The organism is Allomesorhizobium aridi, from assembly GCF_043769475.1.
Lineage (GTDB): Bacteria > Pseudomonadota > Alphaproteobacteria > Rhizobiales > Rhizobiaceae > Allomesorhizobium.
The window spans coordinates 250,268-263,235 of the sequence record NZ_CP171728.1; the positions used below are offsets into that span (position 1 = coordinate 250,268).

9 protein-coding genes are annotated in these 12,968 nt (G+C 60.5%); 4 read left to right on the forward strand and 5 right to left on the reverse strand.

Annotation, left to right across the window (positions count from 1 at the left end; translation table 11 throughout):
- The first annotated feature begins 156 nt into the window (after positions 1–156).
- Positions 157–926 (forward strand): IS5 family transposase gene (locus ACG873_RS01140; protein ID WP_394885678.1). Its coding sequence is split into 2 segments (ribosomal slippage): positions 157–477 and positions 480–926, totalling 768 coding nucleotides; the frame shifts between segments, so codons are not numbered across the junction.
- Positions 927–1,171: 245 nt separating this feature from the next.
- Positions 1,172–2,320, forward strand: a complete 1,149-nt coding sequence (locus tag ACG873_RS01145; protein WP_394885679.1) for an IS630 family transposase — start codon at positions 1,172–1,174, stop codon at positions 2,318–2,320.
- Positions 2,321–2,341: 21 nt separating this feature from the next.
- Here ACG873_RS01145 and ACG873_RS01150 read toward each other — a convergent pair whose 3' ends face one another.
- Positions 2,342–3,895, reverse strand: coding sequence for a lipopolysaccharide biosynthesis protein (locus tag ACG873_RS01150; protein WP_394885680.1), 1,554 nt, complete (start codon positions 3,893–3,895; stop codon positions 2,342–2,344).
- A 443-nt stretch (positions 3,896–4,338) separates the two neighbouring features.
- On the opposite strand from ACG873_RS01150, the gene ACG873_RS01155 reads away from it, so the two are divergent.
- Positions 4,339–5,814 (forward strand): lipopolysaccharide biosynthesis protein, encoded by a 1,476-nt coding sequence (locus ACG873_RS01155; RefSeq protein WP_394886141.1) that lies wholly within the window; start codon positions 4,339–4,341, stop codon positions 5,812–5,814.
- Here ACG873_RS01155 and ACG873_RS01160 read toward each other — a convergent pair.
- The 3 genes from ACG873_RS01160 to ACG873_RS01170 all read right to left on the reverse strand — a co-directional run bounded on the left by ACG873_RS01160 (position 5,722) and on the right by ACG873_RS01170 (position 9,478).
- Positions 5,722–7,251: an O-antigen ligase family protein gene (locus tag ACG873_RS01160; protein ID WP_394885681.1), complete on the reverse strand. Its 1,530-nt coding sequence runs from the start codon at positions 7,249–7,251 to the stop codon at positions 5,722–5,724. The genes ACG873_RS01155 and ACG873_RS01160 overlap by 93 nt on opposite strands.
- Positions 7,252–7,412: 161 nt before the next feature.
- Positions 7,413–8,087, reverse strand: coding sequence for a tyrosine-protein kinase family protein (locus ACG873_RS01165; RefSeq protein WP_394885682.1), 675 nt, complete (start codon positions 8,085–8,087; stop codon positions 7,413–7,415).
- The gene (locus ACG873_RS01170) at positions 8,084–9,478 is read right to left on the reverse strand and encodes a polysaccharide biosynthesis/export family protein (RefSeq protein WP_394885683.1); all 1,395 of its coding nucleotides are present in this window, start codon (positions 9,476–9,478) and stop codon (positions 8,084–8,086) included. Before ACG873_RS01170 ends, ACG873_RS01165 begins: the two co-directional genes overlap by 4 nt.
- Positions 9,479–9,564: 86 nt before the next feature.
- Here ACG873_RS01170 and ACG873_RS01175 point away from each other — a divergent pair, with 86 nt between their 5' ends.
- Complete coding sequence (locus tag ACG873_RS01175; RefSeq protein ID WP_394885684.1) at positions 9,565–10,779, forward strand: glycosyltransferase family 2 protein; 1,215 nt, start codon at positions 9,565–9,567, stop codon at positions 10,777–10,779.
- 78 nt (positions 10,780–10,857) lie between these two features.
- Here the strand turns inward: ACG873_RS01175 and ACG873_RS01180 are convergent, their stop codons facing one another.
- Complete coding sequence (locus ACG873_RS01180; RefSeq protein ID WP_394885685.1) at positions 10,858–12,591, reverse strand: calcium-binding protein; 1,734 nt, start codon at positions 12,589–12,591, stop codon at positions 10,858–10,860.
- Between the last annotated feature and the right edge of the window lie 377 nt (positions 12,592–12,968).

Sequence of the window (12,968 nt, forward strand, 5' to 3'; positions counted from 1 at the left end):
CAGCCTCGGCGATATGCGGCGCTGGAGGCGGGACAATGCCGGGGAGCCCTCGTCACCACTATGAGCCTTTGACGCTCGCCACCTAGGCCGCAAACTCATAAATTGAGGTACCGCTTTGTGACGAGTTCTGATTCAAGGCTTCTTTTGGAGGCCTGAATGCGCCGTTACGAACTGAGTGACTTTGAATGGAGTGTGATCCAGCCTCATCTGCCGAACAAGGTTCGCGGCGTGGCGCGCGTTGACGACCGCAAGGTTCTGAACGGCATTCTTTGGCGTTTCCGGACCGGATCGCCCTGGGCGGATGTGCCGGATCGATATGGCCCCTACACCACATGCTACAACCGGTTCGTGCGATGGCGCAAAGCCGGGGTCTGGGATCGGCTGCTCGCTGCGGTTTCCAAGGCTTTCGACGGCGAGATCATCATGATCGACTCCTCCTGTGTCCGCGTTCATCAACATGCGGCCACGGCAAAAAAGGGGGCGATGACGATGGTTGCATGGGACGTTCCCGCGGCGGGCTCACGACCAAGATCCACGCGCTCGTCGATGCCGAAGGCCGACCGGTCGATCTCGTCCTGACCGCAGGGCAGGCACATGACGGCAAACCCGCAGTCGCCATGCTCGACGTCCTTCAGCCCGATGCGATCCTGCTCGCAGATCGCGCCTACGACAGCAACGTCATTCGCGACCTGGCGGCGCAGCGAGGCGCATGGGCAAACATCCCGCCGAAGAAAACCCGAACCGGCAGCTTCCCCTTCAGCGCATGGGTCTACAAGCAGCGCAATCTCATCGAGCGATACTTCAACAAACTCAAACACTTCAGAGGCATCGCAACGCGCTACGACAGAGACCCGCTAAACTTCCTCGCAGCAATCAAACTCGCGTCGGTTCGCATCTGGTTGAAAAGTTATGAGTCTGCGGCCTAGACAGAGGCAGCCCCAAACGAAACAAGGTCATGCGGCCCGACCCGCGGATGAGAGATTGTTGACCGACGTTCAAGTCCCGCCTCTTGCACCTCATATCCGCCGTACAAGTGCCTCGACCGCCGATCGGGTCGGCGGGCCAATTTCTACGCCAAAGGCCGTTGTCAGCAATCATGAGAGTGGATTGATCGGAACAAAAGAGTCCGAATTGGGATTCCCCTTGGCTTGATGGCATGCGAGTCTGCTGCATGCGCAGCGACATTTCCTTCACCGTATCTTCCGCCGAGCGTCGGCGATTGAACGCCATCACCGGGAACCCCAAGAGCCCGCAGAAACACGTCTGGCGGGCGCGGATCGTCCTTCTGAGCGGCGACGGCGTGGGCACCACGGCAATCATGGCCGAGACCGGCAAATCCAAGACCTGCGTGTGGCGCTGGCAGGAGCGGTTCATGCATGAGGGCGTGGATGGCCTGCTTTGCGACCGCTCCCGTCCGCCGGGAAAGACGCCGGTGCCGCCGGAGCGTGTTGCCGAGATCATCCGCCTGACGCAGGAGCCGCCGCCGCATGAGGCGACCCATTGGACGCTGCGCGCGATGGCCAGGGTCGCCGGCATCGCGGCGTCGACGGTGCAGGCGATCTGGAAGGCCCACGGTCTCAGCCCGCATCGTTGGCGGCAGTTCAAGCTCTCCAACGACCCGGCCTTCGCCGACAAGCTCACGACCATCGTTGGCTTGTATGTCGATCCGCCGGCCCATGCGCTGGTGCTTTCGGTCGACGAGAAGTCGCAGATCCAGGCGCTCGACCGCACACAGCCCGGCCTGCCCATGAAGAAGGGCCGAGCCGGCACGATCACCCATGACTACAAGCGCCACGGCACGACCACGCTGTTTGCCGCTCTCAACGTGCTGGACGGCACGGTCATCGCGCAGAACATGCAGCGCCATCGCCATCAGGAGTTCATCCGCTTCCTCAACCGCATCGAGCGCGAGGTGCCGGGCGACAAGGCCATCCACGTCATCCTCGACAACTACGCCGCACACAAGAAGGACAAGGTCCGCGCCTGGCTCGCGCGCCATCCGCGCTGGACCTTCCACTTCACGCCGACCTCCTGCTCCTGGCTCAATGCCGTCGAGGGATTCTTCGCCAAACTCACCCGGCGCAGGCTCAAGCACGGCGTCTTCCACTCCGTCGTCGATCTCCAGGCAGCCATCAACCGCTTCGTTCGCGAATACAATGCCGACAGCCCCAAGCCATTCGTCTGGAGAGCCGATCCCGACGACATCATCGCCGCCCGAAACCGAGGGTTCCAAACGTTGGAATCAATCCACTCTTTCATCCGACACTGCCACCTCATCACCGTCAGTAGGCGAACGGGCCGGCCGCCGTTGCCCAGATAAAGATATTCCAGGCGTCGTAAGTCAAAGCTGTTCCGGCAGTGCTTCCGATCGAGATCTTGGAATTGTTCGCCTTAGAGCGGAGAATACCGATAGCCCGTAAACGCCGGCATAGAGCACAGCAGATACGCCCAAGATTACCCAAGAATCCGGCATCACCCAGAGGCGGTACAGCGCGAGAACCAGGAACGCCGGTAGAGACCACAACAAGACCGGCAGGAATACCGTTAGCACGTATCGCCAAGGCGAGATGTTCATGAGCCGGCAGCCATAGCCAAGCTGCAGGATGCCCCGGAATAACAGTCCTGCCGCCGCGACGGCCATTGCGACGCCTTCCAGTCCTTGAACTCTGACGAGCAGGAGCGAAAGCGCCAGCACGCTCAGAATCTCGAGGATGCCGAATATCGCAAGCCGGCGATGCACGCCCATGCCGACGATCGTGTTGTATGTGATCCACTGCGACAACGGGATGACTTCGCCGACCATCAGAATAATCAAAAGTCGGTACTCGTCAGGCTGAGGCGCGCCCTGCCAAAGGCTTAGGAGCTCAAAGCCGAAAAGGACGGCTCCGCCGAAAACGAACAGGCTGAGCGCCCAGCAATAACGACCGCCGAGAAGAAACAGATGCCGTTGTTTCTCGCTTTCACTGGCGAAATGATACACAGCGGCATGTGGAGCCACCGCCGTGGTCGCGGAAACCATCATCCAAGTGGTATAAGCCGTTAACAACCGGGGAATCGTAAATGTCGTGACGGGTGCGGGGCCCAAAGCATTGCCGATCACGAAGGACGCCACATTATGCAACAGCGACCTGCTTAAGCTGAGAAGGCCGAACCAGACGCCGAAGACGAACATCTCCTTCAGAACGGGTAGCGAGAAATATTGGAGCCTTAGCCTCAGTCGAGGCTCGACCCACCAGCACAAAGCCGTGCGGAGAATGTAACCCGCTATGGTCGTTCCCGATACGATGTAAGCCAGCTCGATCAACTCAGAACCAGACTGAATATAGATGAAAGTCAGCGCGGTCCGCGCCAGCACGACTGGAATTTCGATAAGGTTGTGCACGTCAAATCGTTCGTACCCCCAAAGAAATCCCCAGGATATCGTACCGGGAAATGACAGGGCTGTGGTAAGTCCTACAATGAACAGGGCGCTGGCGACGTCGCCTTGCTCGGCGGGCGGCACCTCAAACAACGTAAAAAAGGGGATTGCTAAAAAATAGCTCAGCACGGCAACGACAGCGCAAAGTCCCAGCAACAATACTGCCGTCGTGGAGACAACAACATTGATGCTGCGTATGTCGCCCTTGCTTTTATGCCCGGCAATCAGCCGTCCTACAGCTCCCGATACCCCGAAATCCAAAACTAAAAAATACCCCGCGGTGGCGACGATTAATACCCAAAAACCGTACGTATCCCGCCCCAATTGGTTGATCAAAAACGGTAGGATCAGAAAACCGCAGAATGCGTTGAGAGCAGTACTGACCGTATTGGCTATCACATTCAGAGTAACGCGCCCGTGGGGTGCAGGCGTTCCGGTTGCGACACCGCCCATTTCATTTGGCTGCTGTTGGGACATCGAACCCCCGTGGGCGGCCCAAAAAGCGCCGTGGGCTCTTAAACGGCTGGACCGGAAACTTGTTCCGGACCGCAGGTTTGTGTCCGGGGAACGCGTGGCTTGCTAAACGGCCTTGAATAGCCAGTCACTATGCGTCTGATCGGCTTGATAGGTCAGCCCGGCATGGGCCGTCCCACAGCGGCAACCCACGCGGCCAGTGGAACCCCAAACACCAACGATCGACGCAGCATCGCCCTCTCACCCCCGGGCCAAAGGTTAGCGTCCTCATCCGGCGCTGTCGAATCGTGCAGTGGATTATCGTGAGCGCCGCCTTAAGGCACCTCCCGCCAGGCTTTAGCGGGCAGCAAAAAGTGGGGCTGACAGTGGGGACGGCAGCGCAGAAACACAAAATATGCCGCCGTTAAAGGTACTTACGAGGAGAATTTGGCGGAGAGAGCGTGAGTGTGGCGGCAAGCTCCATTGGAGCCGTCGTCAACGCGCTGTGCGGTCTGGTGACTGCGGCATTCCTCCTGAGGCAGCTTGGGCTGGAAACGTTCGGCCTGTGGGCGCTCGTCGTCTCGACGACATCGCTGCTTTGGTTGCTGGACTTCGGCACAACAGTTGCCGTCGGGCGCCTCATTGCCGCTGGGCGGGCGGAAAGCGACATCGGCAGCGTCAACCGGACCTTCTCGACGGCTGTTGCCATGCTTGGTGGGCGCGCAATCAGCGTGGCGCTCATAGCTTGGTTCATTCCGCTCGGATTCCGGGCGGTGTTCACAGTGCCTGCGCAAGACGTGGCGAGTGTCGATTTGGCGCTGATCCTGATGGCTCTTGCAAGCGCCGTTCACTTCATTGCGGCGCCGTTCACCTGCCTCCTGTGGGGGTACGAACGGATGGACCTCATCAATCTTATAGACGTGCCACTTGTTCTGCTGCGGCTCGCTCTGCTCATCATGTTCGTGGGCATCGGTTCGCCGCTGTGGATCATTGCAGCATGTACGCTTTTCACGGGATGCTTGAGTGCGGTGACCCTGGCGTTCGCCAGCTTTCAGGTGGAGCCTGGGCTTGCTCCTCGGGCGCGATTGGTCACGCGGAGAACCGCGGCGACAATTATCCAACTGGGCGTCGACTTTGCCGCGTTGAACGCCGCCAAGTCGATCGCGGTTCAGTTGAGTCCAATCCTCGTAGGCTACGCACTCAGCAATGCGGCCGTGGGAATTTTTGCTGTCGCGCGCCAGCTCTCGGTCAATTGCAACATCCTTTTGTCGGCAACGACCGAAGCCGTCGCGGCGCGATCGGTCCGGCTGTTCTATGAGCAAGCTCACACGGCTCAGCAGACCTTGTTCGTCGAGGGCGGCCGCTACACTACCGCGTTGAGCTGTCTTCTCACCATTGGGCTGCTCGTGCTGGGCGACAGCTTCATTCACCTTTGGCAGAGCGGACGCGCCGACGAAGCCTATCAGCAACTGCGGATCCTCATGCTCGGCGAGCTGATCGCCTTGTCGCAATGGGTCACCTACTGGGTCATCGCCGGGGTCAAGAAACACCGGCTGCTTGCCGTCTTTGCCGTCTGCGAGAGCATCACCATCGCCGGCCTGAGCCTCGTGCTGGTCCAATCTTTCGGCCTCTCCGGCATCAGCTTCGCCGCTGCCGCGGCCGCAATTCTGTTTCGAGGCATAGGACCGCTGCTCTATGGCTGCCGGCTTCTAGCCGTGCAGCCTCGGCGCTACATGGCGCGGGTCATCATACCAAACGCGGTTGGCGGGTTGATCGGCGCCCTGGCCGCTTATTGGCTTGACGCCTGGCTTGACCCTCGCGATTGGAGCACCTTTTTCCTGGCGGCGTCTTTATGTGCGCTGGTGTCCGTCGCGAGCCTGGTCCCATTCCTGTTTCCCCAAATGCTCTCGTTGAAACTGAGGCCGCTCATCCGGCGAGGCTGAGGCGGTTCGATCCTGCTTGGATTCCGATGCTGGCGCTGCCGCAGATCCCCCAGCCAGTTGCGGCGGCGACCCAGCTTGTCGCGCGGGGACGTCGCACCGATCCGAAGCGTTGGCCGAGGCTGACGCCCACCTTGCTATGGCCGACGAGAATGCAAGGAGAGCATAGAGGGCCCAATTGTAAGCCTCGCTGAGAAATGACCCGGCGACGCAGAAACCCGCCAAGCCGGCCGTGACCGCATGGGCAAAAGCCTCCATGTCCGGCACTGCGGCGTTACGCTCCAGCAGTCGGTGGGCGCGAACGGAGGATTTGAAGGTCATGGCGATCATGAACGCGAAGGCTCCCAGACCCAGGAACCCCGTTTCGCCAAGAACCTGAAACCAGGCGCTGTGGGCGGTCAAGGCACGATCAAACCACACCTCGGTATAGGTGTAGAACTGGTCAATGAAGTTGTTTATGCCGACGCCGGTGAAAGGCCGATCGAGCGCCATGTTGATGGCGGCAGACCACGCATACAATCGGCCGCTCGCCGATTCCGCACTCATGTCCTCCGCGCCGCCGGACATGCGGTCGGAAAGGTTCATCGCCATGTACAACCCTGCCGCAATGACGGGTATGACGAACAGAAGGATTGTGCGCGGCTTCATCACTCGGGTTGCGCTTACAGCCAGCACAGCCACCACCGCGAGCAAGCCGCCGCGACTTTGCGTGCAGACCACCCCGGCGATGACGACCCCGGTTGCGACCATGCCGAGGAAGACGTCAATGGCTCTGGTTCGTGACAGCAGCAGGGAAAGGCAAAAACTCAGGGAAAATGTAAGGGTCAAGGCGAGAATGTTCGGGTCGCCCAAAGGCGATCCGAGCTCCCGGGCAACGGTTGCACGGCTCATCTCCACGAGGCCTATGCCACTGAGCCGGTTGGAGATGGTTACGGCGCCGACGAGAAGACCCGAAAGCACGATCAGGTAGGTGGCGACCCTGAAACTCGCCGGTTCCCGCAACGCCCAGCCCAGTGCGAAGGCGATAAGAACCACCTTGATGAAATTCTCGGACCAGTATGCATACGCCAGCGCGTGCGATTTGGCCGTCAAGACGCCAAGCGAGACGAGAAGTGCAAAAACCAGGAGCGCTTTCATTTCCGCGGACAAATAGGCCTTGATGCGGCGGGAGAGAACCAGGTGCCACGCCACCGAGGCGAGACCGAGCACGCTCAAGGCAAGCGGTATTTGCAGCGGTCGCAGAACCGGGAAAACTTCATGAAGGCGGAACAATGAGAAGATCACGAACAGCAGCAGGGTCAAGGACGGGAACCACAAGGCGGCCGCCACGCTGAGCAGCGCCACTGCGGCCAAAAGCGGCACGAACGGATTCGGCGACACCGCCCAAAGCATCAAGGTGGCTGCGGTCATTGCGGCGGCGAGAAGGACTTCTCCGCGCATGCAGGCGACGCCCTACAGTCGCGGCAGTGGGGCGGCTGCCGGGCGGCAGGCGTGAAGACGGCGTGCGCGGGCCTTTCCCGTCCCGGCCCCAAGGCGCGGCGTCGGCGCACGATCCTGCCGGGCCGATGATGCACCGCAATGGGTCGCGCAGCGGACACACATCAGTTGAGCAGTTCGCTGTTTACGGCCCAATTCTGGACGCGCCTTCGCAGCCGGGGCATGGGCCACAGAAGCCAGGAGGCGATCCACGCGACCTCAACGCCCATGCTCGAATAACGGTCTTCGTTCAGGATAACCCCTCCAATGACGCAGCGTGCCGCCTTCAATTTGTCGATGACGCTCCGCAGCTGCGACCGTTTGGTGGAGCCACGAGGGCAGGTCAGCAGCAGATAGTCGCATGCGCCGCCCAGAGGCAGGGGGTTCAGTTTCGCCGGCGAAACGGCAAGGACCGGCCCCAGTTCGAGAAGAATGAATTGGTAGGCCCCAAGAAAGCCTTCCAGGATCGTCCTGAGCTGAGCGGTGTCGGCAAACGCGTAACGGCTCTCCGGGTTGGGCATTATTGTGATGACGTCCAGGCCCTGTTTCTTGTGGGTGATGTTTCTGTCTGCAAGCATGTCGGAGAGGGTGCAGGCAGCGCCTTGATCGTCACGGACAACCTGTTGAAGATCGATGAGCAGCACCGATCTGCCGGACCGCGCCAGAAATTCCGCGGCGCCCCAGGCAACGGAGCCAACGAGATTATCGCATTCGGCAGATGTAAGCCCGATGATGCGCTTTTCGGCACTCGAAATTGCGATGACGACATCTTCTATGTGCCGCAGGTCGACATGCGTCATTGTGCGTTGCCTGCGCCGCCGGCCTCGCCGCTACTGAGCGCTTGGGGTGTCTGATTGGCCTCTTGCTCCGTTTCTTGCGAAACCAGAAGTACGTCTCCTGGCAGCAAATAGGATGATGTTTGCGCTGGCGCCCTCTGCTCTCCGGTCTCGCTGCGGCGGACGATCGTGTATTTGATCACCATGCGCCGCAGCGGCGTCGCCGCAGCCCGTGCGGTTTCAGCGGCGAGCCTGTCGTATGTGTCGGTGGCGGCCTCGACATCGATGCTCGCCTTTGCCAATTCGCCTTCGAGCCTCGCGATCTCGGCGTCTATTCCCGCTGCTCGATCCTCCTCGAGGGCCACTGCTTCCTGCTTGAGCATGGCGGCCGTACTTTGCACACGCGCGCGCGCCACAGCCACATTCGTCGCCTTTTCTTCCAGTTCGGCGATCTTGATCTCGCTCTCAAGCGCCCGCTCGCGAGGAACGAGACCTTTCTGCAAAAGCCCTGCCAACTTTTCGTGCATATCGCGGCGCATTTGGAGTTGTTCGTTCACCCGCGCGGCTTGTTCCTGGAGCGCGTCGAGTTCATCGCCGGCGAGGTTGGCGCTTCGTTCAAGCGCCGCCTTTTTCTTCTCCAGCCCGGTCCGGCGGCTGTTCAGGTAGGACTGCTGTCCTTCAATCATGGATCTGGCCTCTGCCTCGCCTACCAAATCCACAAGGGCCGGCGGCACCGCGATTTGTGCGCTGCCTGCCTTCTCGGCTTTCAGCCTCGCAAGGGAGGCCAGGAGCAGTTTCTGCTCCTCACGGCCGGTCCGCAATAAGCGCACAGCCTCCACGCCGCTGATACTCTCCTTGCTGATGGCTTCCTCGGGCGCCCGGTAGAGACCGCCGACCAAAGCCTCGGCCTGCAACACTGTGATCTCTGGATGCCATTCGACGGCGCCCGGTTTGCTTACGAAACCCGTCACGAAAAGCGGGCGATAGCTGATTATCTCGGCCGTCACGTAAGTCACGCGGCTCGTGAATTCGGTCACGCGCCGCGTCAGCTCCTGTTCCAACTGCGCCAAGGACATGTCCGCGACGTCTATCCGTCCGATCACCGGAACCGACAGCGTTCCATCCGGGCTGACACGGTATTCGCCGGTCAGGTCCGCTTGCCCGTGGAATCTCAGTGATAGTCGATCGGCAGTGGTGACCTGGATAGGCGGAGGCTCCTCCGGAGACTGGCTCACCGCCGCAATCGGGGTGTCATCGGCTGCGGCTGACGCCATGAACACGCCCATGGCCAGAACGGAAACAACGGTGAACAAAATCTCGGCCGATGAAAACTTCATCACTGAATTCGCTTCGTCACCGCCCGCACCGTACCGAATGTCATCAGCTTCAAGCTCGCTGCAACCAACAAGACACAAACCTAATCCTGGCTTGCGTCCACCGCAAGGCTGACCCAATATTATCGATGGAAGCCTTTCCGCCGCCGGAGAACGGGAGTCTCTGAATGGAAGTGGCGATACTTGCCTGCTGCGCGGCTCTGCTGCTTTATCACCACGTCGGCTATCCCGTTCTTCTGCGCCTGCTGGCGAGCCGGATCGAGCGCCGCCGAAGATTGTCTTCTGAACCAGGCGCGCGCCCCTTTCACCCCGCAGTCCCCATTCCGTCGGTGGCGCTGCTCATTCCTGCCTACAACGAAGGGCGGGTCATACGGCGCAAAATTATCAATTGTGCGGAACTCGATTACCCGCCGGAGAAGCTCACGGTCGTCATTGCACTCGACGGATGCAAGGACGACACGGAAACGGTCCTGAGGAATACATTGGCACAATATCCCTCTTGCAACGCCAGAGTGGTCGTAATCGAACCCAATATCGGGAAAATCGGAGTCCTGAACCAGCTTGTGCCTGAAATCCAAACGGATCTGGTCGCGCTGAGCGATGCGTCGGCCCTGTTAAACAGCGACGCGGTCGGGCGAGCCGTGGCTCATTTCAACGATCCGCATGTGGGCGTGGTCTGTGGAACATATTCCTTGCCCGAGGATGCCTCGCCGGGCGAGCGCGCCTACTGGGACTACCAAATTCGAATAAAGTCCGACGAGGCGCTGATCGCGGCGCCGATGGGCGCTCATGGAGCCTTTTATGTGTTTCGCCGGGCGTTTTGGACACCGTTGGAGCCAGACACGATCAATGACGACTTCGTGCTGCCGATGCGCATCATTTCGCAAGGTTGGAAAGGAATCTACGACCGCCAGATCGTCGCCACGGAGTTGGAGGCCACGAATTCCCGACAGGATTTCCGCCGGCGTATCCGGATCGGTGCGGGAAACCTGCAACAGGCGCTGCGTCTCTGGAGGCTGGCCAGTCCCATGAACTCCGGGCTTGCCTTCGTCTTTGTTTCTGGAAAGGGCCTGCGCTCCTTCGTGCCGTTCATACTTGCATTGGCTTTCGCGGCATCCGTTTCACTGGCCTTGTCCGGCGGCCTAGTCTGGCAGTTGCTGCTGGCCGCCGAATTGGCGGCCGGCGCGCTGGTTTTCGCTGCAGCGATCCTGCCTCGACGGCTACCTGGAATATGCAATTCCTTCAGCTATCTCGTGCAGGGACATGTCGCGTCGGGCTTCGGTGCGCTTCTCCTGTTGAGCGGACATGCCAAGGATGTCTGGCAAGTCTCCAAGGCAAGGAGGAGCCCGGTTCATCCTCCGTCGGAAAAGACCCCGCGATAGCAAGCAGGCATCCGGGTGCGGCGCATGTCGCGATGGATGCCTGCAAGGGTGTCGGCTTCTGGGAAGCGCGTCCTCAATTCAAACGAGGAAGTCGGCCGGAGAAACGGGGCCGTTCATTTGAATGGCGAAGTCGGCGATACGGTCGCCATTGACGTCACCCGAAAGCACGTGGTCCACGAAGTTCATTTCACCGGCCTTGCCGCTGAAACCGTGATCTTTGATGAAGGAAAACGCCTGATCTCCAGAAATCTCGGCGTTCGCATCGATCAGGCGCAGGTCTACGCGGTCGACACCGTGCACGAAGTCGCTGATGGTGTCAGGCGATTCAGGAGACGTGTCTTCGGTTGACTGGAACTGAAACCTATCGGCGCCATGCCCGCCGACGAGGACGTCAGCTCCCGCGCCCCCTTTCAGCACATCTTTGCCCGCGCCCCCGTCAAGCCTGTCATTGCCGGCGCGGCCGACCAGACGGTCAGCTCCCGCTCCGCCTTCCAGCACATCGTTGTCCGCGCCGCCGTCAAGCCTGTCATTGCCGGCGTCGCCGAACAGACGGTCGGCTCCGGCCCCGCCCAGGAGCTGGTCCTTGCCGCCCCCCCCGTAGAGCTCGACGGCTTCGGCCGTACCGCTGTTCGTGTCTTCGTTGAGGCTCGCCTCGTTCGCAGGTTCGTCCGTCGGCGCGGGGTCTAGCTGGCTGTCAGGCGCGCTGCCGGTTTGGTCACTCCCACTGGCGAGGGAGGTATCGGGGTCGGCTTGGGTATAGGCGATGTAATTGTAGGAGCTTGCATATTGCTGGTTGAACTGCTTCGAGCCTTCGAGCCAGTTGCCCTCCACCCCGCCCTCGAAGACGAGGTTGCCGCGCTCCAGATAGGTTGCATCGCCGGTGTGTTTGTAGACAAAGCCGAACCCGTTCACGATCAGCATATTCAGGTCGGCGGCCGGCACATCCTCCTCCCCGGTGGCGGACGTCTCGTCGATATATTGAAACGCCTTGGCCGTGGCGTCCCATTCGTTGGCCCACATGTAATCAAGATTGGCTTTGATGAAGGACACGATGCGCGGGTCGGCCTCGACCTGCTCGTAGTAGTTCATCAACGCCTCGTTCATGAGCCCGTTCATGAACGGCTTGTCGATCGGCGCGCCGTCAGGGGCCGCGCCGTCCACGAAATGCGGACGCGAGCCGTCGGCTCGCTGGAAGCCGGAGCTCAGGATTTTCTCCACGAGCGACTTGGCCAGAGCGCGGAAATCGTTGCCGCCGGACACGCCCCAGTCTTCGCCATTGGGCTGGATGTTGGGCACGCCAACGGAAGGCGCATCGATGAGGATCGCCTGCGTGAGCGTTTCCAGGGCGCGCGCCTGCTCCCGGCCCTCCGACTGGTGCGGGTCGAACAGGTTCGCCCAATTGTTCTCCGTGTTCCACGGATTGACGACCTGGTCGGCCATCTTGCCGATGGCGCTCAGGCTGGCCTGGTCGCCATTGAGCAGATAGTGGGCGGCGATGCCCTTGGGCATGGACCACCAGGAGGCCACGCCGTAATCGTTCGCCTCGACATAGTTCTTCAGATAATCGGCAGCGATCGCATTGCCGCGCTCGAGATAAACCTCCTCGCCGGTGCGCTCATACCAGACATAGTTGATGAAGGCGCGGTCGTAATAGTTCGCCGAGGCCCAGTCAGTGCCGTCAGCCGCCCAGTGGCTGTCACTGTATGTGGCGAAATCCTGCTCATACCGCGCGAACGCGCCCCCCAGCGAAGAAGACTCCGAAACCGAAACGATCGGCCCGACAAGCGAGCCCAGTAAATCCGTTCTTGACATTAAATACCTTCCAATCTGTGCGATAAGCCCCCCGACCCAGCATGCACCCGCGTTAGCGCGCCTTGGCGCCTAGCGGGCGAGATCAGACCTGAGATTCTTGGCGAGCCGGCTCGGCTCCTCCAGCCATCGGCTTTGCCGCGCCGGATGTGACGATGCTTTTCTCGATTTGGAGCGTCGTGCTCAGTTTCCGATGTCGGCGCGCCGACCGTGGGCGGGAATTCGAAAACGGCACGATATGCAACGAATGCGGGCGCGGCTCGGTATAAACAGACAACGACGATTTCCCCTTCAAAGGCTTTATCTCGGTCGTGGTCTCTTCGAGCAGTGGGGCCTCAGTCTGGCACTGACAGGGCAAAAATGCGGCGGGTGGAAAATGC

What these genes read in the sequence shown, in the direction of transcription:
- ACG873_RS01160 (WP_394885681.1), bottom strand. Translation starts at nt 7,251, where the DNA reads ATGCGCGGAGAAGTCCTTCTCGCCGCCGCAATGACCGCAGCCACCTTG.
- ACG873_RS01145 (WP_394885679.1), top strand. Translation starts at nt 1,172, where the DNA reads ATGCGCAGCGACATTTCCTTCACCGTATCTTCCGCCGAGCGTCGGCGA.
- ACG873_RS01180 (WP_394885685.1), bottom strand. Translation starts at nt 12,591, where the DNA reads ATGTCAAGAACGGATTTACTGGGCTCGCTTGTCGGGCCGATCGTTTCG.
- ACG873_RS01150 (WP_394885680.1), bottom strand. Translation starts at nt 3,895, where the DNA reads ATGTCCCAACAGCAGCCAAATGAAATGGGCGGTGTCGCAACCGGAACG.
- ACG873_RS01175 (WP_394885684.1), top strand. Translation starts at nt 9,565, where the DNA reads ATGGAAGTGGCGATACTTGCCTGCTGCGCGGCTCTGCTGCTTTATCAC.
- ACG873_RS01165 (WP_394885682.1), bottom strand. Translation starts at nt 8,087, where the DNA reads ATGACGCATGTCGACCTGCGGCACATAGAAGATGTCGTCATCGCAATT.